Raw genomic sequence first — 25,793 nt, forward strand, 5'->3', positions numbered from 1 at the left:
TTATTGTAGTTAATAATAATAAATGAATTATAGATTAAACTTTTTTAAGCGATATTGAAGACTTTGTCTGCTGATGCCAAGAATTTTTGCGGACCTTGAAATATTATGATCATTTTCAGTCAGAATTTGTTGAATATAAGACACTTCAACTTCTGCTACTTTATCCTGTAACGTTTTTGCTCCTTGTTCAGATTCAGACATAGCAGCCAGGGGGAGCTGTTCACTCTGAGAAGAAGGTGCTTCATTTGCTTGGTACCTTTTACGAAACCGTACAGGTAGGTTCTGCAATGTAATGATTTCTTCTCCCATAATTAAATTCATTATCCCTTCGATCGTATGCTCCAATTCCCTCACATTTCCCGGCCAGTCATGCTGTTGAAGCAATTGTATTACATCTTCATCTACCCCTTTGACATCCATATTAAATAAAGCATTATATTTATTTATGAAACTCTGACCAAGCAGTAAAATATCCTCTTTTCTGTGTCGGAGCGGAGGGACAAATAAAGTAACGACACTAAGGCGGTAATAGAGATCTTTTCTTAATCGGTTGTTCGTTACAGCTTCTAATGGATCTTCGTTTAGTGTAGCAAGGATGCGTACATCTACATATTTATCTTTCATATCTCCAACTCTTCTAATTGATTTCTCTTGAATCACTCTTAATAATTTTGCCTGAAGAGCGGGGTCTAACGAATTGATTTCATCCAGTAATAATGTGCCGCCATCTGCTTGTTCAAACAGCCCGGGTCTATCGATGGCCCCTGTAAATGCTCCTTTTTTAGTCCCAAATAGCAGACCTTCCATTAAATTATCTGGTATAGCTGCACAGTTTTGAGATATGAAAGGTGCACCGGAGCGGCTGCTGCCGTTATGAATACTCTGGGCAAATAATTCCTTTCCCGTCCCCGTTTCTCCTACTATGAGCACAGAAGAAGGCGTACGAGTTGCCCGCTTCGATTCTTCAATAACCGATTCCATCAAATCACTTTGCCCGATAATATCTTCAAAGGTAAACTTTGTATTTTGTTTACGAAGCACGTTTTCCTTAATGACACGTTCAAGATGAGTTACATCTTTCGCCATTTCAATTGCTCCCGTAATTTTACCATCTTTTATGATAGGGAAGGAGTTGTTGACCGTTGTGATCTCCTTCCCTTTATTATTGAAGTAGGTTTGTTTGACGTTCTTGGTTGTTTTTCCGGTTTTTAGTGCTTTGACTAGTGTGCTGTTTTGACTTTTATCGAACATGAAGACGTCTAATAAATTTTTATCAAGGACATCTTCGCCTGTCATTGATTCAATCTCCATCATTTTTTTGTTATAAATGATGGTTTTTCCCTTTTCGTTAATAACGTGAATGCCGACATCGACTTCATCAAGGAGTTTTTCGTAAAGTTCGTTCATTCCTATTAAAGCTTGTTCGTCCATAGTAACTCCTCCTTTATGTATATATTAATAGAGTAATGGGTGATCTGCAAAATAATTTGGCATATTTATCTCCCTTTTTATAAAAAGTGCAAAATGATATTGCATGTTGGTAGGGTATTGGTTAAGAAAATAGCATCAATTCAAGAGATCAAAATGTTGGCATGAAAATTGCATGGTAAGTAAAGTGGAAACCATTATATATATATTTCAAGGAGGAGTTAGATGACTAATACAACTGTAAAAACAAAGGAAATCATAAATCAGACGGAAGAGTATGGGGCAAATAATTATCACCCGCTCCCAATTGTTATCTCAGAAGCTGAAGGTGTCTGGGTTAAAGATCCTGAGGGCAACACCTATATGGATATGTTAAGCGCATACTCAGCGGTAAACCAGGGACACAGACATCCAAAAATAATTGAAGCGTTAAAAAAACAAGCCGATCGCGTCACGTTAACATCACGTGCTTTCCATAACGATCAGCTTGCACCATTTTACAAAAAAGTAACTGAATTAACGAATAAAGATATGGTTCTACCGATGAACACAGGAGCTGAAGCGGTTGAAACGGCTGTGAAAACCATCCGTCGCTGGGCATATGAGAAAAAGGGTATTCCTGAAGGGAAGGCTGAAATTATCGCATGCGAAGGCAACTTTCACGGGAGAACGATGACGGCTGTTTCGTTGTCATCCGAACAAGATGGTCATGATAGCTATGGCCCCGTTCTTCCAGGGATAAAACTGGTTCCCTATGGAGATATCGATGCATTAAAAGAGGCTATTACACCAAATACTGCAGGCTTTTTACTTGAACCAATTCAAGGAGAAGCAGGAATTGCTATGCCGCCAGAAGGGTTCCTGAAAGAAGCCTATGAGGCATGTAAGAAAGAGAATGTTCTTTTTGTTGCAGACGAAATACAGGCAGGTCTAGGCCGTTCAGGGAAAATGTTCGCCTGTGACTGGGAGAATGTTCATCCTGACATGTACATTCTCGGGAAGGCTCTTGGCGGTGGTGTGATGCCGATTTCCTGCGTTGCAGCAGACGAGGATATCTTAGGCGTCTTCACTCCAGGCTCACATGGTTCTACCTTTGGAGGAAATCCTCTTGCTAGTGCTGTAGCAGTTGCTTCATTAGATGTAATTGAAGATGAGAAACTTGTAGATCGTTCCCTTGAGCTTGGTCAGTATTTTCAAGAAAAGCTGCAAGAAATTGATAATCCAGTAATTAAAGAAATTCGCGGCAAGGGACTTTTTGTTGGTGTGGAATTGCATGAGCCGGCCCGTTCTTATTGTGAAAAGTTAAAAGAACAAGGACTGCTGTGCAAGGAAACACATGAAAATGTCATCCGTTTTGCACCACCGCTCGTAATCAAGCAGAAGGATCTTGATTGGGCAATTGAAAAAATTACTCAGGTTCTATCCAAATAAAGACTGATATATTTCATAGGAGTGAGAATATTGGCAACGACTGATCTTTTAAACAACAAACAGCTAGAGAATAGTCCGGAAGCAGAGTCGCTCGATTTGTTCAAATCCACGCAGATTGTTATTGAAGAAGCCATTCAGAGTTTGGGTTACCCTGAAGAAACCTACGAATTACTGAAAGAGCCAATGAGAATGTTTACGGTTCGCATTCCTGTTCGGATGGATGATGGGAATATTAAAATTTTCACCGGCTACCGTTCCCAGCATAATGACGCTGTCGGGCCAACAAAGGGCGGTGTCAGATTCCATCCGGAAGTTAATGAGAAAGAGGTAAAAGCACTCTCGATGTGGATGAGTTTAAAATGTGGCATTACAGATTTACCTTATGGTGGAGGGAAAGGCGGCATTATTTGTGATCCTCGCGAGATGTCTTTTCGGGAATTAGAAGGTTTGAGTCGCGGATATGTTCGGGCAATCAGTCAAGTCGTTGGACCAACAAAAGATATTCCAGCTCCAGATGTATTCACCAATTCACAAATTATGGCCTGGATGATGGATGAATACAGTCGAATTCGTGAATTTGACTCTCCAGGTTTTATTACGGGGAAACCAGTCGTCTTAGGCGGTTCCCATGGTCGGGAAACAGCGACAGCAAGCGGTGTGACGATATGTATTGAGGAAGCAGCCAGGAAAAGGGGAATTCAATTAGAAGGAGCCCATGTTGTGATCCAGGGATTTGGAAACGCAGGAAGCTTCCTGGCAAAATTCATGCATGAATCGGGTGCAAAAATTGTTGGCATTTCAGACGCTCAGGGGGCCATTTATAACTCAGACGGGCTAGACATTGAGTATTTACTGGACCGCCGTGATAGTTTTGGTACAGTTACTAATTTATTTAAGAATACCATCACGAACGAGGAACTGCTTGAAAAGGAATGCGATATTCTTGTACCGGCAGCCATTACCAACCAAATTACGATGCAGAATGCCAAGAATATAAAGGCTTCTATCGTTGTAGAAGCCGCAAATGGCCCTACCACTCTTGAGGCCACTAAAATACTAACGAAACGTGGGGTCCTCCTCGTTCCAGATGTTCTGGCAAGCTCTGGTGGAGTGACGGTTTCATACTTTGAATGGGTACAGAATAATCAGGGCTACTACTGGACTGAGGAAGAAGTTGCAACGAAAATGCGTAAAGTAATTGTAGATGCTTTTGACAAGGTACACTCGGCATCTCAGAAGCATCAGGTTGATATGCGTTTAGCTGCCTATATTGTCGGTGTACGCAGAATGGCGGAAGCTGCCCGTTTTCGTGGATGGGTATAAAGATTTTACGGACATACGAAAAGTGAGTATTACTCGGAATTCCAATAAAGAGGAGGAAAAAAATGAACGAAGTCCTTCAAACTGTTTATAGTCCTTGCCATGGTTCTGTTAAAAAAGTATTTATTAACTCATCGTCTTATGTTTATGAATGGGAGCCATTATTTTTAATTGAAACAAAAGAGCAAAATGAGGTAGAAGTAGCTGTTGGGATCAGTGGGAATATCACATCTTTAGATATTGAACAGGGACAGGAAGTAACTCCGAAAACGGTGTTAACTAAGTTGAGGGACGATCTTGAGATTACCGGAAGTGATTAAGGTGATTAGGGGGAGGTCAACTCCTCCTAATCTCATTTAAATTTTGAAAACGTTTGCATTTTCTGCAGAATTTGCAAAATAATGTCTATACATGAAGAGAATTTTAGGCATCAGCAAGTGGACCTTTTCCACGAGACTAAATATGCCTTTAATTGGGAAGGGAGTTATGTATGAGGGAAGCTGCACAGAGTAAGGAACAAAGTTATTCTCAGAACGATGAAATGAGTTCAAGAGAGGGGTATAGTGTTAATCACTTACTGAAATTCTCGATTCCTTCTTTAGTTGGAATCTTTTTGTTTATGATACCCCTTAGTATTCAAGGAGAAATTACAATTCCGGTCGCCTTGCTGGCTAGCTGGATTCAAAGCACATTCGCTGGTGTGTTACCGGAATTTATAACGAGTGTGATCATTTTAACAGCTGTGATGACGTTTGTAACGAAAGTTTTCAAGCCTGATTGGATTTTGGAAAAGCCATTCTTGAAAGGTCTTTTTGGAGTGTCGACAGTTTGGTTTTGGACGAGAATGCTGGCCATGGTTTTTGTAATCATGACCTTCTTTGAGGTAGGTCCTCAGTTAATTTGGTCAGACGCTACAGGAGGATTGTTATTTAATGATCTGATCCCAGCTCTGTTTGCAGTATTTCTTTTTGCAGGACTACTCTTGCCATTGTTACTAGATTTTGGATTGCTTGAATTGTGCGGCGCTTTATTCACTAAAATTATCAAACCAGTTTTTACTTTACCAGGACGATCCTCAATCGATTGTCTGGCTTCATGGCTTGGGGACGGTACAATCGGTGTGCTTTTGACGAACAAGCAATATGAGGAAGGGTATTATACGAAACGAGAAGCAGCCGTCATCGGGACAACCTTCTCCGTCGTCTCCATCACATTTACGATTGTTGTCCTAACACTAATGGATCTCCAACACATGTTTTTTCAATATTATTTAACCATCGTTGTTGCAGGTTTAGCGGCAGCTTTGATTTGCCCGCGCATTCCACCGCTTTCCGGGAAACAAGATCAGTATTATGAACACGCCGACAATCATTTTGATGAAAAAATCCCTGGAGATATCTCTTCATTCAAATGGGGGATAAACCAGGCAGTAGAAAAAGCGAAATCTACCAGGTGGGCAGCGGTTATAAAAGGTGGAGGACAAAATGTTTTGGATATGTGGATGGGGGTCATCCCTATTGTAATGGCGATAGGAACCGTAGCATTAATTGTTGCTGAGTACACACCAGTATTCGAATTTATTGGAGCGCCGTTTATCCTTATCCTTAACTTGCTGCAAATCCCCGAAGCAGCTGCAGCCGCCCCATCCATGGTTGTTGGTTTCGCAGATATGTTTCTGCCAGCAGTTCTAGGGAGCGGTATCGAAAGTCCATTAACTAGATTTGTCATCGCTTGTGTGTCGGTTACCCAGTTAATTTATATGTCAGAGGTTGGCGGGCTTTTGCTTGGTTCCAAACTTCCGGTTAACTTCAAAGATCTTGTGATCATTTTTATTGAGCGAACTTTGATCACACTTCCAATTATCGCTTTGATGGCGCACTTATTCTTTTAATTTAAAAAGAGTAATAGTTATTGATGTGTATAAAAATGGTATAAAGTTTGTGAAGCCCTCAACAATCTATAAAGGTTGTTGGGGGCTTTTTAGGTAGATAAGCTGGATATAAAAAAACCACCGAGAGTTTGTCTCGGTGGCAGAATCATAGTCTTATTATTTACCAATGAACATTTGAGTCCAGTAGTTTCCTTCTTCCACATATCCTACACCAATGTGTGTAAAGGAAGGGTTCATGATGTTTTTACGGTGACCTTCACTGTTCATCCATCCTTGAACCACTTCTTGTGGAGAAGTTTGTCCCATTGCAATGTTTTCTCCGGCACTGCGATAGTCAATACCATATTGATTCATCATATCAAACGGTGACCCGTATGTCGGGCTGTTGTGTGAGAAGTAGTTTTTTTGCTGCATATCAAGAGATTTATCTCCCGCTACTTTACTTAATTCTACATCTAATTTTAGTGGTTCTAGTCCTGCTTGAGTACGCTCAGCATTTGTTAATTCTACAACCTTTTTCTCAAATGCTGATACGGCTGAATTGTCAGCTGATTGTTCTGTTTGCTCCTTGGCTTGAGCTGTTTCTTCGGCTTGTGGTTGAGCCTCTGCTTTTTTTGGCTGTTTTGGTTGAGCTTCAGCTTTAGCTGGCTGCTCTTCAGCTGGTGCTGGTTGTTGCTCAGCCTTAGCCGGTTGTGGCTGCTGGTCTTCTTTAGCAGGTGTACTAGGCTGTTCTGTTTGTTCTTGAGCCTTTTGAGGTGTTTCTGTTTGCTGTTCAGCTTGAGCCGGCTGCTCCATTCCAAACTGGGCCTTTTCTATCTGTTTTAAGATGGATTGGATTGAGCTACCTTCTTGGAACTTCCCAATCATTTCCTCCCAATTTGTCGCGCAATCTATATTAGTGTTCTCCTGATCCGCAGTCGACGCTTGCGTTGCTGCTGGAGCAAATAAAAGCGATGCCGCTACGGCTCCAGAAATGATAAATGACATACCTTTCATGTTTTACTTCCTCCTTTTGGGTTTTTGTCTTTCCGACTCTTTTATACTACCATCCGATTTTTGTAATATATTAGGATAAATTTGGTTAAATCTATTTTTCTAGTGCTAATAAGTTGACAAAACAGCTACTTGCATAGAAAAACTCAAGTTATCCTTGATAACACGGGGGTTACCTTATTTGGCCTTCATAGAAAAAATCATCATATATTGGAATTTATAAGGATAGGTAGAAAAATATTAACAATGCATTTAGGTTGACAAGCTTTTTAACGGCAAAGTTTTGTTACGAATGTTACTTCAATATTACAATTGTTTGTTACATTTATAGGAAAAGAGCCCTGCTTTTTATAAATAAATGGAAGGAATTTATTAATTAGTCTAATATGAACGGGGAAATTAGAAAAAAGAAGAAGTAAGGTGAAAAAAACTAAAATCCCGTACCAGTATAGAGTGGTACGGGATTGCTTGCTTAAAGAACAGAGGTTACAAACCAGCTGCTGAATAACGATATACACCGTTTCTCATAACTTTATGAATCTGACCCTTGGTTTCTAAATAGTCGAGCTGCCCGATAATCTCTGACATAACTAGGGAGAATTGTTGATCGTAAGTAGAACCGTAATAGCTTTGGGCAATTTCTCTGCCTGTAGAAGCGCCTTTCTCAATAAGGGAAATGATTTTATCTCCCTTTTGGTCAATACGATTTAATCGTTTTTTAATTAATGCCTGAGGATCGTGAATGACAGCCCCATGACCAGAATAGACAAGTTGAACGGGTAAGGAAGCAATAGACTTCAGTGAATCGACGCTTTGATAGAGGGTCGGCAGTCGATTTCCATACTCATCAGGTTCGATTAAAGCATTGCTGGAAATGTGCTGGATAAGTACGTCAGCTCCTAATAAAACACCTGTTGAGTCTTCCCAGAGACCGATTTGATCAGGTGCGTGGCCAGGAAAGTGAAGAACGCTCAAACCTTCAAGAGGGGCTTCCTCAATTGGTGAAAGGCCTGCTTCTACGGCAAGATGCCGATTATTTTCCAAGGAGCGTTTTAGATGATTAACCTGTGCTTCTCCTCTTTCTCCGCAGTCAAATTCATTATATAAGGTTTCAAAAAACTGGATGCGCTTTTTCAAAAATGCCTCATCTCTTTGCAGGCGGGGAAAAGCTTTTTTATGAGCGTAAACAGGGATATTATGTTGTGCAACGATTTGATCCACCAAACCACAATGATCAATGTGGTGATGACTGAGGACAATACCTGTCAAATCTTTAAGTTCGAATTGGTTTTCATGTAAAGTGTGATTAAGTGCATGCCAGTACTTATCTCCTGTCCAGCCCGCATCAAATAATAGCAGCTGATTTTTTGTTGAAAGGAGATAGAAATTTACTGTTTTTAAACTGCCCGGAGTTGGAACAGATATCGGATATAGTTTAAAGGTACTCGTTTGAGATTCGATCACATTCATCACGCCCCTATCTAAAAGTTCTATTTCGGCAGAAAGACCTTTTGCTAGAATTATACTTTATTTAATGCGTTCGTTCCACATTTTGACACCTCAGGTCATCCATTCATTTCCATTTCATTTTATACTGTTTTCAAAAAAGGAGCGGCTGCACCATTTGCAAGCTACTCCTTTTAAACAGATTATTCTTTACAGCTCCCTAACGAGGGGGGATAATGTCTTGTCTCAAAAATATAGCGTCCTATCTCATAATGATAACGCCCTAACTCGAGGTGATAGTGACTTAGCGTAGGAATATAGCGACCTAACCTCATTTGGATAGACTGTCTTCGTTGACTTACTTACTAGTTACTGTAGATTGAAAAGGTTCCTCGGCAATTTTAATGGATTCTGTAGGACAGCCCTCTTCGGCATCTAGTAAATCCTCTTCTAATTCTCCGGTTATTTCTGTGATGCCTTTATTGTCATCCAGTATCGCATCAGCCAATCCTTCATCATCATAGCCAAAAATATCAGGAGCCGTATCCCCACATGCTCCACAAGCGATGCATGTATCTTTATCAACCATCGTAAATTTAGCCAATATCATCGACCTCCTGTAAAAAATTTATTAAGCAAACACACTTGTGCTGTGCTTTGGCTGAACCTTGGCTTTTGGATCCATATAGGCTTTTGCATTGTTTACAGCGGTAGGGCCTTCGCCAAAACCACTGGCAATTAATTTCACTTTTCCATCATACGTACAAATATCTCCTGCAGCATAAACTCCTGGGATAGCCGTTTCCATCTTGGAATTTACGACTATTGAATTTTTTTCAATTTCTAATCCCCAATTCTTCATAGGCCCGAGAGAGGCTAAGAACCCAAAGTTCACAATAACGTCGTCAACTTTAATGCAATGTTGATCGTCTTCTTTCTTACTATGCCTGATGACGGTTTCATGAATTAATTCCTCATTCCCATTAAATCGTTCAGGTTTATATGGAGTTTTAATGGAAACTTTGCTATTAAGAAGCTGTTCAACGCTATGTTCATGTGCTCTGAATTTATCTCTTCGGTGAACAAGGGTAACTTGCTTCGCTAAAGGTTCTAACATGAGAGCCCAGTCAACAGCGGAATCTCCTCCTCCAAACAGCAGAACATATTTATCTTTGAATCGATTTAAATCTTTAATATGATAATGAAGGTTTTTCCCTTCATATTGCAGGGCATTCTCTAAATCTAGTTTTCTAGGGCTGAATGCGCCATTTCCTGCTGTTATGATGACGGTTTTTGTATAGTGTACTCCATGGTTTGTTGTTAACTTGATCGTCTGATCTTCTAGAACTTCTAAATCCTCGACCATTTCTTCTAAACAAACGGTAGGGTCAAAATAATTAGCTTGCTCTGTTAATCGATCGACCAGATCCTGGGCCTTTACTTTAGGAAAGCCTCCGACGTCATAAATGTACTTCTCTGGGTATAGTGCGGTGAGCTGGCCTCCTAAATGCGGTAAACTTTCTACAATTTTGACAGACGACTGTCGCATTCCAGCATAAAAGGCAGTAAATAATCCTACAGGTCCTCCGCCAATAATCGTAATGTCATACACTTTTTCGTCCTCGTAGAACGTGTACAATAAAATCCCTCCAAATTATATTATGTTTTATTTACTATCGTAATTTATAAATAATATATATCATGATCTCTAAGGTGTCAAATGGTTTTTAGCTGTGTGAAAGCTTGTTAAAAATCAGAATGAAAGCATTAGATAGCTATATAAACTACCTAGAGTATTTAAAATTCAGAAAAAAGGCAGTATATAAAAGGAAATGGAAGGTATCACTTAATTATAAGGCTTTAAATGTAATTAAATGGTCAATTTGAGGGTTTGATAAAGCGGTCAACATTCTTTACATTATGTATATAGGACGATAGTAAATAAATAATAATGTTATTTAGGAGGAATGAAACATGACAACAGCAACTGAAAACAAATTGACGGTAACGAAGAAAAAAGGAATTGCAGAAGTACACATTCACGTGAACAAATCTAACTCGTACAACTTGGATTTTTACCGCGAACTGAATGCGGCGATTGATGATATCCGCTTCGATAATGACATTAAAGTAGCCGTACTGATGAGCGACATGCCGAAATTCTTCTCAGCTGGGGCGGATGTTTCGTTCTTGAAATCAGCTGAACCGAAATTCAAGACGCAGTTCTGCTTGTTCTGTAATGAAACCTTAGATAAGATCGCGCGTTCTCCACAAATCTGGATTGCTTGTTTAGAAGGCCACACAGTTGGCGGAGGATTGGAAATGGCGCTTGCCTGTGACCTCCGCTTTATGGGGGACGCCGCTGGTAAAATCGGGCTTCCAGAAATCAGCCTTGGTGTGCTAGCTGGAACAGGCGGAACGCAGCGTTTGGCTCGTCAGGTCGGCCACTCTAAAGCACTCGATATGAACATTACCGGGGACACGATTTCCCCGCAAGAAGCGCTGGACATCCAGCTCGTGGACAAAGTGTACCCACAGGAAGAAACACGTGAAAAGACGTTAGCTTATGCCGAGAAGGTCGCAAGCCAGGCTACGTATGCGGCTTCAAACATTAAGCTTTCCATTATGAACGGTAAAGAAATGCCGTTGAATGCAGCCATCCGTTACGAAGGAGAACTGCAGAACCTGTTGTTCCGTTCCGAAGATGCTCAAGAAGGATTGAGTGCTTTCTTAGAAAAACGTGAGGCTGACTGGAGTGGGCAATAGATTTTGATTAAGTAAGGTGAGGGGCGGTATCGGTGTTCCGGTATCGCCTTTTTAAGTCATTGTGAACTTGAATAAGTAAGCATCATTATTTCAGTGGAGGTGAAGGACGGTGGAAGAAAAAGTTCAGTCATTAGATGCAGCGATTAAAGACCACGTGAAAAGCGGTGATTCGGTTGTCATGGGAGCCTGTTTAGAACCGATGATTCCATTTGCTGCAGCTCATGAGATGGTTCGCCAGCAAAAAGAAAGTCTTAATGTAATTGCGCCGATCTCGGATATTTTGTTTGATATGTTAATTGGTGCAGGAGCCGTTCAAAAAGTAACAGCTGCCTGGGCAGGGAACGTGAGTGCAGGATTAGGCCATAATTATCGCCGCTCTGTAGAAAAGGGCGCTCCTTTTCCGATTGAAATTGAGGACCACAGCAATTTCTCAATAGGATTGGCATTGTTAGCTGGAGCTATGGGAGTTCCGTTTTTACCAACTCGGTCTTTGTTAGGCACGAATATTCTAGATACTAACCCCGGTTTACAAACGCAGGATTATGAAGGAGAAAAACTCGTCTACGTGCCGGCACTAACCCCAGATGTGGCAATCCTTGGGGTGCAAAGGGCTGACAAAGAAGGAAATGCACATTTGTGGGGTAATTTAGGTATCGCACAGGATGCTGCCATGGCAAGTAAAAAAGTTATTTTACTTGCAGAAGAAATCGTGGAAACCCACGAAATTGACAGTGATCCAAACCGTGTACTAGTACCTGGTTTTAAGGTTTCTTCAGTTGTTTCCTGTCCAGGTTTTGCCCATCCATCTCCCGTACAGGGATACTACAAGCGGGATCATGAATTCTTCCATTCGTACCATAAAGAGACGAAAACGAGAGAAGGCTTTCTTTCCTGGCTGGACAATTATGTCCTGGGGGTCAACTCCCATGAAGAGTACTTACAAAAAGTGGGGCGTGAACGACTAGAGAATCTTCAAATTAAAATGGAAAAATTAGCGGCACCCGTCAATTATGCGGCTGAGTAAAGGAGGTTGGGAAAAATGAATTATACAACAGGGGAACTAATGGTTGTAGCTGCTGCCAGGGAAATTAAGGATAAAGAAGTGGTTTTTGTAGGAATGAGACTTCCGATGCTTGCTTTCGCCGTAGCTAAACGAACGCATGCACCTAATGCTGTCGGCTTTTATGAATGTGGCATTGTAAGGGATTTCCCTTCCGAGGAGTTACTTTACACGATGGGAGACACTCCGAATATTGAAGGAGCGAAGTGGTGCACTTCCACGAACCACTTAATGTTTTTGATGCAGCGTGGAGATGTAGATTGTGGATTCATTGGCGGAGCAGAAATAGATAAGTATGGAAATGTGAATACATCTTATATTGGTAATCATACAAAACCGACCGTGAAACTGCCAGGAAGCGGAGGAGCCGCTGACATTGCTGGTTTATCCAAGAGGCTGCTGGTCATTATGAATCATGAAAAAAGGCGTCTGACAGAAAAAGTTGATTATATTACCTCGCCTGGTGCAGGGACTGGAGGGGGATGGCGTCAGGAAAAAGGTCTTCCCAGGGGTGGAATTGGAGCATTAATCACAACTCTTGGAGTCATGCGCCCCGGCGACAACAATGAACTAGAGCTATCTTCACACCATCCAGGGGTGTCAAAAGAAGAAGTTAACGAAAATACAGGGTGGGGTCTAAAGGAAGCCAGCGACTTAAAGGAGACTCCTCCTCCTCAGCCTGAAGAGTTGGATGTTATACGCTCCATCGACCCAAATGGATTTTGGACAGGATAAGAGAAAGGAGAAAGTGTTATGCGCAGTAATGAGTTAAATTTTTTAATAAATTGGGGCGATACAGACATGGCAGGTATCGTTTATTATCCGAACTATTTCAAGTGGTTCGATATAGCGGGCCACCAATTTTTTCGGAGCTGTGAATTGTCGCCAAAGAAACTGGAGGAAGAACAAGGAATCATTTTACCGATGATGGATACTCGCTGCACCTTTGAGAAGCCTCTTTATTATGATGATTTGATGACCGTCGTAACGACAGCAGAGGAAGTGAACAATAAAACGATCAAACTTATTCATAAGGTGTATCGCGGTCAGGGTCTTACCGGTCATGGATATGAATTGCGGGGCTGGGTGAAAAAATTCGAAGACGGAATTAAAGCAGTTCCCATCCCTGAAGAAGCCAGACTATTGCTAACGGCAGACAAACATACCACCTCCAAAAAGCCACAGTTTAATGCATAATACGATTTAATCATCTATAATAAAAATAACATATCAATTTACTATACATCGAGGTAATGGATGGTGAAAAAATGAAACCAAGGTCACTTATGTTTACTCTGTTTGGAGAGTATGTACAAAATTATGGCGGCGAGATATGGGTAGGTAGCCTAATCCAGCTGATGGAACGCTTCGGAGTCTCTGAATCGTCGGTAAGAGGAGCCATTTTACGAATGGTTCAAAAAGAGCTGATGCAAGTTCGTAAAATTGGAAATCGAAGCTATTATTCATTTACACCGCAAGGAATCAACCAGATTAACGAAGGTGTAAAACGTGTTTATAGTGAAAGAAATGCAAGGTGGGATGGTCAATGGCGCATCTTGACCTACTCTTTTCCTGAAGCAAAACGTGATATGCGTAATGAAATTCGAAAAGAATTGAACTGGACAGGATTTGGAGCGATTTCCAACAGCACCTGGGTTAGTCCCAACCCTATTGAAAAACAGGTGATGGAGCTGATGGAACGCCACAATCTTGAGGACTATATGATGTTGTTCACTTCTTCAAAAGTAATGTCGCATGATGATCAGCAGATTGTCAACAAAGGCTGGGATTTACAGCATATCTCAGATGAGTATGATCGTTTTATCCAGGAACATTTGAAAATATATGATGACTTACGTGAAAAGGCGCTTCAAAATACTTTAACGGATGAAGAAAGCTTCATTGAACGAACGAAAATTGTCCATGAATATCGGAAGTTCTTATTCAATGATCCCATTTTTCCAGTGGATCTGCTGCCTGAGAACTTTAGGGGAACAGAAGCGCGAGAGCTGTTTTGGAAGATTCATCAGATGATCTCCATTCCAGCCGTTCGTTATTTTGAGTCATTGTATGAATCTGCCCCGGACCGGGAAGTGGAGCCGCATCGTGAGAAAGCTGTTAATCCGTTTGATAAAGTTCACGTATAGTAAGCGCCAAGAAATTGGAGGCTGTATATATGGAGAAGGTAGTTTTTGAGAAAGATGGTTATCTAGGGATCATCACCATTAATCGGCCTGAACGGTTAAATTGTTTCGATTATGAAACCCTGGTGCAGCTTAGAGAAGTTGTAGGACAGATTCAAATGGACAAAGATATACGGGCTGTTATGATTACCGGATCGGGAGAAAAGGCGTTCAGTGCTGGGGCTGATTTGAAAGAGAGAAGGAATCTTTCTGAGCAAGAAGTCCGGCGTAATGTACGAATGATTCGAGAGGTATTTAATGAGATTGAAAACTTAGCCCCGCCTACTATTGCAGCCATTAATGGCTATGCTCTAGGCGGCGGGCTTGAATTAGCGCTTGTTTGTGATTTTAGGTACGTTTCAGAAAGCGCTGTCATGGGACTGACAGAGGTTAGCTGGGCCATTATTCCAGGAGCGGGAGGCACCCAAAGGTTAGCTCGGTTAATCGGTACATCAAAAGCGAAGGAGCTCATTTTGACTGCTCGGCGCGTTGACGCCGAGAAAGCTCTGGAGATGGGGATAGTGAATAAAGTCTGTCTGACTGGTGAGCTAATGTCTGAAGCTGCTCAGTTAGCTGAAGAAATTATGGCGAATGGTCCACTAGCTGTTGCCCAAGCCAAGTATGCCATCAATCATGGGAACAATTCGGATCTGAATACTGGATTAGCTATTGAGGCTAAAGCGTACGAGGTGATCATCCCGACTGAAGATCGGGTGGAGGCACTGGAAGCTTTTAAGGAAAAAAGGAAAGCCAACTTTAAAGCTCGTTAAAAAGGGGGAGCTGTATGAACCTCACCAAAATAGAAGGAAATGGCTATCGAATTGGTATTCCGGTGCCTTTCCCGATGAAATATGTTTACTGTTATCTGCTTCCAAGCGATGGTTTTTATGTGTTGATTGATACAGGCTACAATTATGGAAAAGCGCGGGAAGCGTGGGAGGAAGTGTTTGCTCAACTTTCCATCCCTCCTGCTTCGATTCAATCTATCTATGTTACTCATTTTCACCCTGATCACTCGGGGCTTGCGAATTGGATGCAGGTTAAGACAGGCGCGCAAGTATACATGCACGCGAGTGATCGGGAGATGATGGAACGAGTGTGGGGAAAGGAAAGTGTGCAAACTAATCTCATAGAAGAAATGATGGGAGAACACGGGGTCCCTGCTGCACTTAGCAGCGAAATCGCAAGCCATATGGATAACATGTCACAGCATATGAGGCCGCTCCCCGATATTCAAGAGCTGAACCACGAGCCGGTCTTTATGGACTCGTCATGGCAAGTACTTCATACCCCTGGCCATAGTGACGGAATGTTTTGTTTTTATAACGAACAGAAACAAAAAATCTTTTCTTCCGATTTAATCTTGAATCCAATCACACCAAACATTAGTGTGTGGCCGGGTGCAAGCCAGCGGCCGCTTCATGACTATCATTTGTCTCTGCAGAAAATAAAAAGACTGCCAGTGGAGACAGCCTATACTGCTCACGGAGATCTCATTTATCATGTAAAAGAGCGAATTGATGAGCTGATTGAACATCATGATCAACGGCTGGAACAGATGGAAGCCCTGGCAGATGGACGAACGGCTTATCAGATTGCTTCAACTGTTTTTGCGCACCGTGATTTAACTCCGCACCAATGGCGGTTTGCAATGGCTGAAACGATCGCACATCTACATTATTTAGCAGAGGAGCAGCGTATAAGAACTTGGAAAGATCATGAAGGGGTTATATTTTACGAACATCTTCATAAAACAGTTACGTAATCACGAGGGAATATATCCTTCGTGATTTTTTTGTTCTTTAATCGAGTCGATATAATATTTACTTTCGTCAAAAAAACATAATAAAGTGATTGACAAAAAAACGGCAGTGATTTATATTATTATTTAACGACGATAATTTAAAAAACATAATTAAAAGAGGTGGAGAAATGAGCCAGGCGGAAGTTTTAATGGAAAAAGTCCAAAAGGGGTTTATGGTCGAACGATTGGAAGACATGGATGAGGATTATAAAAAAGCGTTAATGCAAACCCTCACTATTGTTGGGGATACGGAATTGTTAAGCGTGCCGCCATTGATGACGGTGTACAATGAAGCACCAGATTTGAACTATAAAATCACAGCCCTTGCTGTCATGCAGGATGAATTGGGGCACGCACATATTGCATACCGGCTGCTGGAAGCATTAGGAGAGGATGTAGATGAACTACTTTATGAACGCCCTTCCAATCGGTGGAAAAATCCTTACGCCTTTGATTTTCCATTAAATAATTGGATTGAACTTGGAGTTTTTAACGGATTGTTTGATAGAGCTGGGTATACCCTTCTAGGAGATGCTTTCGAACATACTTCATATGGGCCATGGAAACGGGCTCTCGTAAAAGTGGATAAAGAAGAACTGTTTCACTTACGTAATGGCGAAATCATTATGAAAAAAGGAATGAAGAACCCGGAAACAGCCAAACAAGTCCAAGAAGCTGTCGACTGGATGTTTATCATGGGGCTCGAGTTCTTCGGTGTATCAGATTCACATAAAAGCCGCTCGGCACAAATTGATTACCGAATCAAAGGAAGTAAGAATGATGAATTGCGCCAAAAGTGGATGTCAACGGCAGTTCCATTCTGTGAATCTATCGGAGTAGATGTACCGGCACACTATGACGAGGAGCAAGAAAAATATGTAGTAGATGTTCCGTTTCCGTGCAAGTTTGATCTCGAGAATCGCAAATGGTTACATGATGAACCTGATACATGGTCGGGAATGATTGAAAGATTTAAGAAACGTGGTCCTCAAAACGAAGAGTTTGTGCAGCGAATTCAAAAAGGTGTGAAGGAATTAGAAAAAATGCGCCAAGAGGAGGCTTCGTAACAATGAGTGTGATTCATCAGTCAAGCAAACAATATTGGGAAGCTTTAAAGGAAGTTATGGACCCTGAATTTCCAATTAGCGTAGTAGATATGGGGTTAATTCGAAACATTGAGCAGCCAGAGGAAGGTGTCATTAAAGTAACGATGACGTACACATCTACAGGCTGTGCTTGTATGGTTTGGATTGAAAGCGATATCAAAGAGCGTTTGCTTTCTGAGGAAGAAGTAAAAGAGGTGGAGATTGAGGTCCAATGGGATCCTGCCTGGACGGTTCACGACATGACTGAGGAAGGCAGAAACAAGATGCAAAATTGGGGAGTGAGGTCATGACATTCCCACTTGAAGAAAATGAAAATTATATTCTCCTTACACGCATCAAGCGGGGAGATGATTTAATGCAGGTTGGTTCTTTCCGAGCCGCCAGCGATGAACTTGCTAAAATTTATGCAGCGAAGATCTATGACGAAGAAGATTGGGTAGAGATGCATGTAGTTAAAGCATCAAACCTGGTCCCGGTTCGGTTGCCGAAAGGGCTATTTGAAAAGGAAGGGGTGAAGTAAATGAAGGAAGAACAAGTTAAAGAATTAGTAGATTTGGCCGAGACCATTGCTGATAATAAGTTCATTATGGGAGAGCAGCTGGTTGAAATCGGTGTGAGCGGACCAAATCTTGAAGCCTCGCTCGCCTCCATATCTATGGCTCAGGGCGAACTTGGCCATGCGCGTCTATTATATCGGTGGTCTTATGAAGTTCAGGGACTAAGGGCTGGAAAATTAGATGTGAAGGAACAAACGGGGAAAGCCTTTGATCAAATCGTAAACGCTTCGAACTGGGTAGAGCTTATCGCTGGCTTATACGTAAATAATGCAGCCATTGATTTGATCATGCAGGAACTAATAACAAACAAAGGAAAGGATTTAAATGCACAATTCAGTAAGATGGCGAATGAGCTTACCGAACATATTACTTATTCAAAGAACTGGTGCAAACAACTGATCAATGATAAAGGTTCTATACCAAGAAGAGTACAGGTTGATTTGGAGAAAGCCTATGAATCTGCTAGTAAATGGATAAAAGAAGTTGAAGAAAACAGTCATTTGAAAGAAGCAGGTGTTATTGGCAAGTCTAGTCATCTAGTTGAAGCATTTGAACCAACCATTAACGAGGTTCTTGGTGAAAGGACCGTTTCTCATGCCTGAGAGTGATAAAGACATTCAATGTCCGTTTTGTTCATCCGTGAATGTTGAGCTTATTGCTCCTTTTGGCACAGCGCAGCTTGTCAGACAATATTACTGTAACCATTGTAAGAGTGTTTTTGAATATATCAAATGGCAAGAGGCTTCCCACAAGCAGTGAAGGTGGTGATAAATAATTATGGAAGGTGTCAAAAAGGTAGCTGTCATTGGATCAGGAACTATGGGAGAAGGGATTGCTCAGGTTAGCATTCAGAATGGTTATTCTTCAATTCTTTATGATATTGATCATCAACAATTGGCAAACGCTAAAGCACAAGTATTTAAACGGTTGGATCGACTGGTTGAGAAAGGCAGAATTTCAGACGAAGAATCTATTCAGGCTAAAGAGAATTTGACGGTAACTACTGATTTAAAAAACCTTAAAGAGGCAGATTTAGTTATCGAAGCTGCTCCTGAAATATTGGATATTAAAACATCAATTTTTCAAGAATTAACCGCTATTTGTTCATCCGAAACTATCTTTGCAACGAATACTTCATCCTTATCAATTACAGAAATAGCTGGATATATTCAGGACCCATCGAGGCTTGCCGGGCTGCACTTCTTTAATCCGGCACCGCTCATGCCGCTTGTTGAAATTGTCCAGGGCATATCTACCAATCAAGCAACAATACACAGATTAAAAGATTTCGCAGAAAAGATTCATAAATATCCAGTGGTTTGTCGGGACACACCGGGATTTATCGTCAATCGAGTAGCAAGGCCATTTTATAATGAAGCGTTAAAGATTCTGAATGATCAAGTTGCAAGTGTCGAACAAATAGACAGAATTATGAAAAAGTCTGGCGGGTTTAAGATGGGGCCATTTGAACTGCAAGATTTAATCGGTATTGATATTAACTTTGCTACTACCAAAACCGTTTACAGCAGTTTCTTTGGGGAAAACCGCTTTCGGCCGCATTACTATCAAGAGCGGATGGTGCAGGCTGGACGACTCGGTCGCAAAACAGAGGGAGGGTTTTATGATTATGCCTCAACTGAACATTAGTATAATTGGCCGAAACCGAGTGGCGGAGTCGATCTTTACCCTGTTGAACCATGATTCCTATGAAAGCGCTTCCCTTAATAATGACAGCCAGCTTGCTCGTGCTGATTTAATCATTGAAACAGAGAATTTGGAACGCCATGAGAAAATCAATAATTTAAAAAGAATCGATGGGCTGGGATCCCGCGGAGCTACTATTTTAACTTCTACTTTGCAATGGACAGCAACTGAGATAGCCTCCTGGCTGACCCATCCAGAAAGGTTAGTTGGCTTTGGTGGTTTTGATGATGTGAATCAATCTCAGCTTATTGAAATAGCACCCGGCTTACAAACTGAACCTCAACATGTGCAGTTGGTGAAGGATCAATTGAAGCTAATGGGTAAGGAAACAGAGGTGGTAGAAGATGAGCCGGGGCTCGTCTATCCCCGTATACTCAGCTTAATCATTAATGAGGCAATTTTCGCCTTAGCTGAGGGAACAGCAAGTGCTGAGGATATCGATATCGCAATGAAAAAAGGCACTAACTATCCTGAGGGTCCGCTAGAATGGGCGGAAAAGATTGGAGTTGACAATGCCTATGCTGTTTTAAACGGACTCTATCGTCAACTTGGCGAGGAGAGGTACAGGCCGGCATCGCTGTTACGTAAATTAGTTTATGCTGGCTGGACGGGAAAGGCTTCTGGTAAAGGATTGTACTACTATGAACAGCAAAGGTTAAACCATTCACGAGATTATCAAAATGTCTAAGGAGGATTTCTTAATGGCAACAGGTACCACTGAAGTAAAGGTAGAAAAAGATACTTATCAATTGTTAATCAATGGGGCGTACACAGATAGCCTGAGCGGCAACTATTTTGAAACCTATAATCCTGCAACAGGGGAATCTATTGCTAAAGTAGCAAAAGCTTCAAAAGAAGATGTAGATCTTGCTGTGGAGTCAGCAAGACATGCATTTACTTCTGGAAAATGGCCAAAACAAGGGCCAGCGAAACGTGCGCGACTGCTAAATAAAATTGCTTCCATTATGCGTGCTCGTTTCAACGAACTTGTTGATGTAGAGGTGTTGAATAGTGGCAAAACGGTAGCAGCAGCCCAGGGTCAAGTGAGCCAGGCGATTGAGGACTTTGAATTCTATGCGGGGGCGATCTCTACACACGGCGGGGCTACCAATCCTATGGTGCCAAATGGCTTTTTCAACTATACGGAGAAAGTTCCAGTAGGAGTTTGCGCCCAAATTATTCCTTGGAACTACCCATTAATGATGGCTGCTTGGAAACTTGCACCTGCTTTAGCAGCTGGGTGTACGATTGTTTTAAAACCAGCAAGCTATACACCAATTACAGCCTTCATGCTTGCAGATATTTGCTATGAAGCCGGACTTCCAGAAGGAGTATTAAATGTTGTTACGGGCAGTGGATCAGAAATCGGCCCATATTTAACGGAACATCCTGATGTTGACAAAGTAGCATTTACTGGAGAAACAGAAACCGGCAAAGATATTATGGCTCGGGCTTCTGAAACACTGAAGCGTGTGACGTTAGAACTTGGCGGCAAATCTCCGAGCATCGTTTGTGAAGATAGTGACCTGGAAGGGGCCGTTGACGGATCACTGTTTGGTATTTTTTATAACACAGGACAATCTTGTGAAGCGCGTTCAAGAGTGTTTATTCATGAATCGATTTACGATCAGTTTGTTGATCGTTTTGTAGAGAAAGCAAAGAGAATAAACGTGGGTGATCCGTTTGATAAGAGTACACATATGGGGGCATTGATTTCTGAAAGTCATGAAAAAACCGTAGATGATTACGTTAAGTTAGCACAGGAAGAAGGCGGAGAAGTTCTTTACGGTGGAAAAAGACCTGAAGGAGAAGCCTACAAAAATGGACACTGGTATATGCCGACCATCATTGGAAATGTAACAAATGACATGCGGATTGCCCAAGAAGAAGTGTTTGGACCTGTTGTTGTTTTAATGAAATATACGGATGAAAAAGAAGTGCTTCAGCGAGCGAACGATTCAATTTTTGGACTGGGTTCTGCTGTTTGGACAAAGGACCATGGCAAAGCCCATCGACTTGCTTCCGGTTTACGTGCAGGTATTGTAATGGTCAATAATCCAATCTCTGCTTTTCCTGGAGCTCCGTTTGGTGGATTTAAGCAATCCGGTTTTGGACGTGAACTAGGTGCAGAAACCTTGGATCTGTACTCTGAGACGAAGAGTGTTGTCTCTTATATAGGGAAAAAACCACTTAATTTATTAGGTGTTGAATAAATATAAAATTTTAAATTATTTAGGAGGAATGAAACATGACAACAGCAACTGAAAACAAATTGACGGTAACGAAAAACAAAGGAATTGCAGAAGTCCACATTCATGTGAACAAATCTAACTCGTACAACTTGGATTTTTACCGCGAACTGAATGCGGCGATTGATGACATCCGCTTCGATAATGACATTAAAGTAGCCGTACTGATGAGCGACATGCCGAAATTCTTCTCAGCTGGAGCGGATGTTTCATTCTTAAAATCCGCTGAACCGAAATTCAAGACACAGTTCTGCTTGTTCTGTAATGAAACGTTAGATAAAATCGCACGTTCTCCACAAATCTGGATTGCTTGTTTAGAAGGCCACACAGTTGGGGGCGGGCTGGAAATGGCGCTTGCCTGTGATCTTCGCTTTATGGGGGATTCCGCTGGAAAGATCGGACTTCCGGAAATCAGCCTTGGTGTGTTAGCCGGAACAGGCGGAACACAGCGTTTGGCTCGCCAAGTCGGCCACTCTAAAGCGCTTGATATGAACATTACCGGGGATACGATCTCTCCACAAGAAGCGCTGGACATCCAACTCGTGGACAAAGTGTACCCACAGGAAGAAACACGTGAAAAGACGTTAGCTTATGCCGAGAAGGTCGCCAGCCAGGCCACGTATGCGGCTTCAAACATTAAGCTTTCCATTATGAACGGTAAAGAAATGCCGTTGAATGCAGCCATCCGTTACGAAGGAGAACTGCAGAACCTGTTGTTCCGTTCTGAAGATGCTCAGGAAGGATTGAGTGCTTTCTTAGAAAAACGCGAGGCTGACTGGAGCGGAAAATAAGGGATAATGGTATAGTAATGAAGAGTTAAGGTTGAACTTATTCTGCCTTAACTCTTTTTCTAAGCCAACTGTTGAATGCGCTTTCGTAAATAGATAGGAGGAGAAAATGTTACAGTCGGTTGATACACTGAGAGGAATAAAGGACTCTTATAATGCTGCTGTCCGTTTTGTTGACGATAATGTGATGAATGGCAATCATAATAAGATAGCCATTACATGTGGGGAAGATGAACTGACTTATCAGCAGTTGTCACATCAGATGAATCAGTTCGGAAATGCTTTATTAGATATTGGCTTAGAAATAGAGAACCGAATCTTACTTTCTCTTCATGATTCACCTGAGTTTGCGGTTTCCTTTTACGGCTCAATTAAAATAGGAGCAATCCCTATACCTGTGAATACAAATTTACAACCACATGATTATGAGTATTTTTTAAACCACAGCCGCGCGAAAGTATTTGTTGTCTATGAACAATTATGGGAAGAGTTAAAAACATATAAGGACCGCTTCCTTTTTTTGAAGCATGTCATCATTGTTTCAGAAAAGGGGTCAACCACGGAAGAGATAGACTTTCACGGCTTTACAGCGAACGCTTCCCATGAACTAGATGAGTCCTATCCAACTACCTCCGAAGATTCAGCATTCTGGCTATATAGTTCGGGAAGTACCGGAACTCCAAAGGGTGTTATACATCGCCAGCGCAGTATGGAGTCGGCATTCCATAATTACGCTGTAAATATTTTGAATATTCAATCAGATGATGTTACCTTTTCTGCTTCAAAGCTATATTTTGCGTACGGATTGGGAAACGGCATGTACTTTCCGTTTGGATCCGGAGCAACAGCTATTCTACTTAAAGGTAAGCCTACCCCCGAAAAGGTTTTTGAGACAATTGAAGAGAAGAAACCGACTATATTCTTCGGTGTTCCTACACTCTACGGAGCGATGATTAATTACGTGGAAAAAACAGGGCGTGTCCCTGATTTGTCTAGTGTTCGTGTTTGTGTTTCCGCTGGAGAAGCATTGCCTGCCTCCTACGTTAAAAAATGGAGAGAACTGTTTAAGGTGGACATTTTAGACGGCATTGGTTCAACTGAGGCTCTCCATATTTTCTTGTCTAATCAAAGTGGTGAAGTCCAGCCAGGAAGTACGGGGAAAATTGTTCCCGGCTACGATGCTAAAGTTGTCAATGAAGATGGACAGACACTTCCTGCAAATGAAGTAGGTGACTTAGTGATTAAAGGGGACAGCATTGCTTCAGGTTATTGGTGCAATCTCTCTGAGAATTACCATAAGTTTAAAGGGGAGTGGATGTACACAGGAGATAAGTACTACCAGGATGATGATGGGTACTTCTGGTACTGCGGCCGCTCTGACGACATGCTTAAAGTAGGCGGTATTTGGGTTTCTCCGATTGAAATCGAATCAACTCTCTTGCAGCACGAGGATGTGCTAGAGGTGGCGGTAGTCGGAGAAACCAACACCGCTAATCTGGTTCACCCTAAAGCTTACGTCATTTTAAAAGAACCCAAAAAGGCGAGCGGTGAATTAGCTGATTTACTAAAGTTGTACGTGAAGGATCAGTTAGCGCCTTATAAATACCCTCGAGAGATCGAGTTTATTGAAACACTCCCCAAAACAGCAACTGGGAAGATACAACGCTTTAAACTAAAAACATAAAACGACCATATGGAGGTGAAGTATTCACCTCCTAAAATACTTACAGGATATTCTTTTCTGCAAAAGGAGAATTAATAATGAATGAAGTAGTAATCGTCGATGCAGTTCGAACTCCAATTGGCAGGTATAAAGGAGCGTTAAAAAACATAAGGCCGGATGACCTTGGAGCTGCTGTGATCAAAGCGTTGATGGATCGAAATACTAGTCTGCCTCCTGAGGAAGTGGGGGATGTTATATTTGGTAATGCCAACGGAGCAGGAGAGGAAAACCGCAACGTTGCACGCATGTCACTTTTATTAGCTGGTTTGCCCCAAGAGGTCAGCGGAACTACAATAAATCGCCTTTGCGGCTCCAGCCTTGATGCCGTTAGTATGGCAGCTCGGTCAATTCTATCGGGAGAAGAAGATATTATGATTGCCGGCGGGACGGAAAGTATGACGCGTGCTCCTTTTGTTATGGCAAAACCTGAAAAAGAGTTTTCCAGAGGAAATATGGAACTCTATGATACGACAATAGGATGGCGGTTTATTAATCCGCAACTGCAAGAAATGTATGGAACAGACTCAATGCCGCAGACAGCAGAAAATGTTGCAAGAAGATATCATATCACCCGAGAAGAGCAGGATGAGTTTGCATTGATGAGTCAGCATCGTGCGAAAGATGCTGTTGAAACAGATCGTTTTGCGGAAGAAATCATCCCCGTACTCTCTAAGGACAAACGAGGAAATGAGGAATGGATTAAAGAGGATGAACATCCTCGTCCGCAGACAACAATAGAAAAGCTCAGTAAACTCCGTCCCTTATTTTCTGAAGGAACCATTACCGCTGGAAACGCCTCAGGTGTCAATGATGGGGCCTCCGCCTTGCTGTTAATGAGTGCAAATCGTGCCAGAGAACTCGGGATTCAGCCTTTAGCCAAGTACACAGCTTCAGCAACTGCAGGAGTGGAACCAGCTATCATGGGGCTGGGCCCTATCTCAGCCACTAAGAAACTTTTGAAAAAGGCATCTTTAAGGGTGAATGATTTTGACTTAGTTGAATTAAATGAAGCATTTGCTTCGCAATCGTTGGAATGTATCAATCAACTCGGTTTAGCCCGAGACAAGGTTAATGTCAATGGAGGTGCCATTGCTTTTGGCCATCCATTAGGGGCAAGCGGTGCCAGAATATTAACAACCTTGATTCACGAAATGAAAAAACGGGATGCTGCTAGAGGGTTGGCGACGATGTGTATTGGTGTCGGGCAGGGGATTTCTGTTGCCGTCGAAAACATAGATTGAAGACATGCCCCAAACAATCAAACCGAAAAAATACTAGGGCTGGATCGTGGGTAATTTCCTCTTGATCCAGCATTTTTTATGGTGTTCATTGTGTCGTTACGAG

Annotated in this window: 27 protein-coding genes; 22 read left to right on the forward strand and 5 right to left on the reverse strand. The window is 41.8% G+C overall.

The genetic code is table 11. The features are described 5' to 3' along the window. Nucleotides 1-27: 27 nt before the first annotated feature. The gene (locus G6R08_RS13450; protein WP_163528626.1) at nucleotides 28-1,431 is read right to left on the reverse strand and encodes a sigma-54 interaction domain-containing protein; all 1,404 of its coding nucleotides are present in this window, start codon (nucleotides 1,429-1,431) and stop codon (nucleotides 28-30) included. A 222-nt stretch (nucleotides 1,432-1,653) separates the two neighbouring features. Here G6R08_RS13450 and G6R08_RS13455 point away from each other — a divergent pair, with 222 nt between their 5' ends. From G6R08_RS13455 to G6R08_RS13470, 4 genes are all read left to right on the forward strand, one after another. Next, on the forward strand, nucleotides 1,654-2,859 hold the full coding sequence (locus G6R08_RS13455) for an ornithine--oxo-acid transaminase (RefSeq protein ID WP_163528628.1): 1,206 nt from the start codon (nucleotides 1,654-1,656) through the stop codon (nucleotides 2,857-2,859). 96 nt (nucleotides 2,860-2,955) lie between these two features. Then, nucleotides 2,956-4,182: a Glu/Leu/Phe/Val family dehydrogenase gene (locus tag G6R08_RS13460; protein ID WP_240339824.1), complete on the forward strand. Its 1,227-nt coding sequence runs from the start codon at nucleotides 2,956-2,958 to the stop codon at nucleotides 4,180-4,182. A gap of 62 nt (nucleotides 4,183-4,244) precedes the next feature. Further along, entirely contained in the window at nucleotides 4,245-4,499 is a 255-nt protein-coding gene (locus G6R08_RS13465) for a biotin/lipoyl attachment domain-containing protein (protein ID WP_163528631.1), read from the forward strand. Nucleotides 4,500-4,720: 221 nt separating this feature from the next. Then, the gene (locus G6R08_RS13470) at nucleotides 4,721-6,070 is read left to right on the forward strand and encodes a YjiH family protein (RefSeq protein WP_163531320.1); all 1,350 of its coding nucleotides are present in this window, start codon (nucleotides 4,721-4,723) and stop codon (nucleotides 6,068-6,070) included. A 156-nt stretch (nucleotides 6,071-6,226) separates the two neighbouring features. Here the strand turns inward: G6R08_RS13470 and G6R08_RS13475 are convergent, their stop codons facing one another. The 4 genes from G6R08_RS13475 to G6R08_RS13490 form a co-directional block, all read right to left on the reverse strand. After that, on the reverse strand, nucleotides 6,227-7,066 hold the full coding sequence (locus G6R08_RS13475; RefSeq protein ID WP_163528633.1) for a CAP domain-containing protein: 840 nt from the start codon (nucleotides 7,064-7,066) through the stop codon (nucleotides 6,227-6,229). 483 nt (nucleotides 7,067-7,549) lie between these two features. Further along, nucleotides 7,550-8,527, reverse strand: coding sequence for an MBL fold metallo-hydrolase (locus G6R08_RS13480; protein WP_163528635.1), 978 nt, complete (start codon nucleotides 8,525-8,527; stop codon nucleotides 7,550-7,552). Nucleotides 8,528-8,867: 340 nt separating this feature from the next. Further along, entirely contained in the window at nucleotides 8,868-9,113 is a 246-nt protein-coding gene (locus tag G6R08_RS13485) for a ferredoxin (RefSeq protein ID WP_163528637.1), read from the reverse strand. 27 nt (nucleotides 9,114-9,140) lie between these two features. After that, complete coding sequence (locus G6R08_RS13490) at nucleotides 9,141-10,058, reverse strand: NAD(P)/FAD-dependent oxidoreductase (RefSeq protein ID WP_420810421.1); 918 nt, start codon at nucleotides 10,056-10,058, stop codon at nucleotides 9,141-9,143. 425 nt (nucleotides 10,059-10,483) lie between these two features. Here G6R08_RS13490 and G6R08_RS13495 point away from each other — a divergent pair, with 425 nt between their 5' ends. The 18 genes from G6R08_RS13495 (at nucleotide 10,484) to G6R08_RS13575 (ending at nucleotide 25,690) form a co-directional block, all read left to right on the forward strand. Beyond that, nucleotides 10,484-11,275 carry an enoyl-CoA hydratase/isomerase family protein gene (locus G6R08_RS13495; RefSeq protein ID WP_163528641.1) on the forward strand — a complete coding sequence of 264 codons (792 nt, stop codon included), beginning with the start codon at nucleotides 10,484-10,486 and terminating at the stop codon, nucleotides 11,273-11,275. A 109-nt stretch (nucleotides 11,276-11,384) separates the two neighbouring features. After that, on the forward strand, nucleotides 11,385-12,299 hold the full coding sequence (locus G6R08_RS13500) for a CoA-transferase (protein WP_163528642.1): 915 nt from the start codon (nucleotides 11,385-11,387) through the stop codon (nucleotides 12,297-12,299). 15 nt (nucleotides 12,300-12,314) lie between these two features. Beyond that, nucleotides 12,315-13,070, forward strand: coding sequence for a CoA-transferase subunit beta (locus G6R08_RS13505; RefSeq protein ID WP_163528644.1), 756 nt, complete (start codon nucleotides 12,315-12,317; stop codon nucleotides 13,068-13,070). 18 nt (nucleotides 13,071-13,088) lie between these two features. Then, a complete protein-coding gene (locus G6R08_RS13510; RefSeq protein ID WP_163528646.1) occupies nucleotides 13,089-13,532 on the forward strand; it encodes an acyl-CoA thioesterase in 444 nt (147 codons plus the stop codon). A gap of 71 nt (nucleotides 13,533-13,603) precedes the next feature. After that, nucleotides 13,604-14,482: a PaaX family transcriptional regulator gene (locus G6R08_RS13515; RefSeq protein WP_079525768.1), complete on the forward strand. Its 879-nt coding sequence runs from the start codon at nucleotides 13,604-13,606 to the stop codon at nucleotides 14,480-14,482. A gap of 29 nt (nucleotides 14,483-14,511) precedes the next feature. Continuing rightward, on the forward strand, nucleotides 14,512-15,288 hold the full coding sequence (locus G6R08_RS13520; RefSeq protein WP_205439423.1) for an enoyl-CoA hydratase-related protein: 777 nt from the start codon (nucleotides 14,512-14,514) through the stop codon (nucleotides 15,286-15,288). Nucleotides 15,289-15,302: 14 nt separating this feature from the next. Continuing rightward, nucleotides 15,303-16,283, forward strand: a complete 981-nt coding sequence (locus G6R08_RS13525; protein WP_163528650.1) for an MBL fold metallo-hydrolase — start codon at nucleotides 15,303-15,305, stop codon at nucleotides 16,281-16,283. A gap of 167 nt (nucleotides 16,284-16,450) precedes the next feature. After that, complete coding sequence (locus G6R08_RS13530) at nucleotides 16,451-17,389, forward strand: Phenylacetic acid catabolic protein (RefSeq protein ID WP_163528652.1); 939 nt, start codon at nucleotides 16,451-16,453, stop codon at nucleotides 17,387-17,389. Between the two features lie 2 nt (nucleotides 17,390-17,391). Next, nucleotides 17,392-17,718, forward strand: coding sequence for a metal-sulfur cluster assembly factor (locus tag G6R08_RS13535; protein ID WP_205439424.1), 327 nt, complete (start codon nucleotides 17,392-17,394; stop codon nucleotides 17,716-17,718). Continuing rightward, complete coding sequence (locus tag G6R08_RS13540; protein ID WP_079525776.1) at nucleotides 17,715-17,948, forward strand: hypothetical protein; 234 nt, start codon at nucleotides 17,715-17,717, stop codon at nucleotides 17,946-17,948. The genes G6R08_RS13535 and G6R08_RS13540 overlap by 4 nt, the downstream gene beginning before the upstream one ends. Beyond that, a complete protein-coding gene (locus G6R08_RS13545; RefSeq protein WP_163528654.1) occupies nucleotides 17,949-18,587 on the forward strand; it encodes a Phenylacetic acid catabolic protein in 639 nt (212 codons plus the stop codon). Continuing rightward, entirely contained in the window at nucleotides 18,580-18,744 is a 165-nt protein-coding gene (locus tag G6R08_RS22485) for a PaaD-like zinc ribbon domain-containing protein (protein ID WP_420810403.1), read from the forward strand. Before G6R08_RS13545 ends, G6R08_RS22485 begins: the two co-directional genes overlap by 8 nt. 18 nt (nucleotides 18,745-18,762) lie before the next feature. Continuing rightward, nucleotides 18,763-19,632: a 3-hydroxyacyl-CoA dehydrogenase NAD-binding domain-containing protein gene (locus G6R08_RS13550; RefSeq protein WP_163528656.1), complete on the forward strand. Its 870-nt coding sequence runs from the start codon at nucleotides 18,763-18,765 to the stop codon at nucleotides 19,630-19,632. Then, nucleotides 19,607-20,377 carry a 3-hydroxyacyl-CoA dehydrogenase family protein gene (locus tag G6R08_RS13555; RefSeq protein WP_240339719.1) on the forward strand — a complete coding sequence of 257 codons (771 nt, stop codon included), beginning with the start codon at nucleotides 19,607-19,609 and terminating at the stop codon, nucleotides 20,375-20,377. The genes G6R08_RS13550 and G6R08_RS13555 overlap by 26 nt, the downstream gene beginning before the upstream one ends. A gap of 13 nt (nucleotides 20,378-20,390) precedes the next feature. Next, nucleotides 20,391-21,902, forward strand: coding sequence for an aldehyde dehydrogenase family protein (locus G6R08_RS13560; protein ID WP_163528658.1), 1,512 nt, complete (start codon nucleotides 20,391-20,393; stop codon nucleotides 21,900-21,902). A gap of 35 nt (nucleotides 21,903-21,937) precedes the next feature. Beyond that, nucleotides 21,938-22,729, forward strand: a complete 792-nt coding sequence (locus G6R08_RS13565; RefSeq protein WP_079525784.1) for an enoyl-CoA hydratase/isomerase family protein — start codon at nucleotides 21,938-21,940, stop codon at nucleotides 22,727-22,729. Nucleotides 22,730-22,835: 106 nt separating this feature from the next. Further along, nucleotides 22,836-24,410, forward strand: a complete 1,575-nt coding sequence (locus G6R08_RS13570) for a benzoate-CoA ligase family protein (protein WP_163528660.1) — start codon at nucleotides 22,836-22,838, stop codon at nucleotides 24,408-24,410. Between the two features lie 77 nt (nucleotides 24,411-24,487). Beyond that, nucleotides 24,488-25,690, forward strand: a complete 1,203-nt coding sequence (locus G6R08_RS13575) for an acetyl-CoA C-acyltransferase (protein WP_163528661.1) — start codon at nucleotides 24,488-24,490, stop codon at nucleotides 25,688-25,690. Nucleotides 25,691-25,793: the final 103 nt, after the last annotated feature.

This window comes from Halobacillus ihumii (assembly GCF_902726645.1).
In the GTDB taxonomy this organism is placed as follows: domain Bacteria; phylum Bacillota; class Bacilli; order Bacillales; family Halobacillaceae; genus Halobacillus_A; species Halobacillus_A ihumii.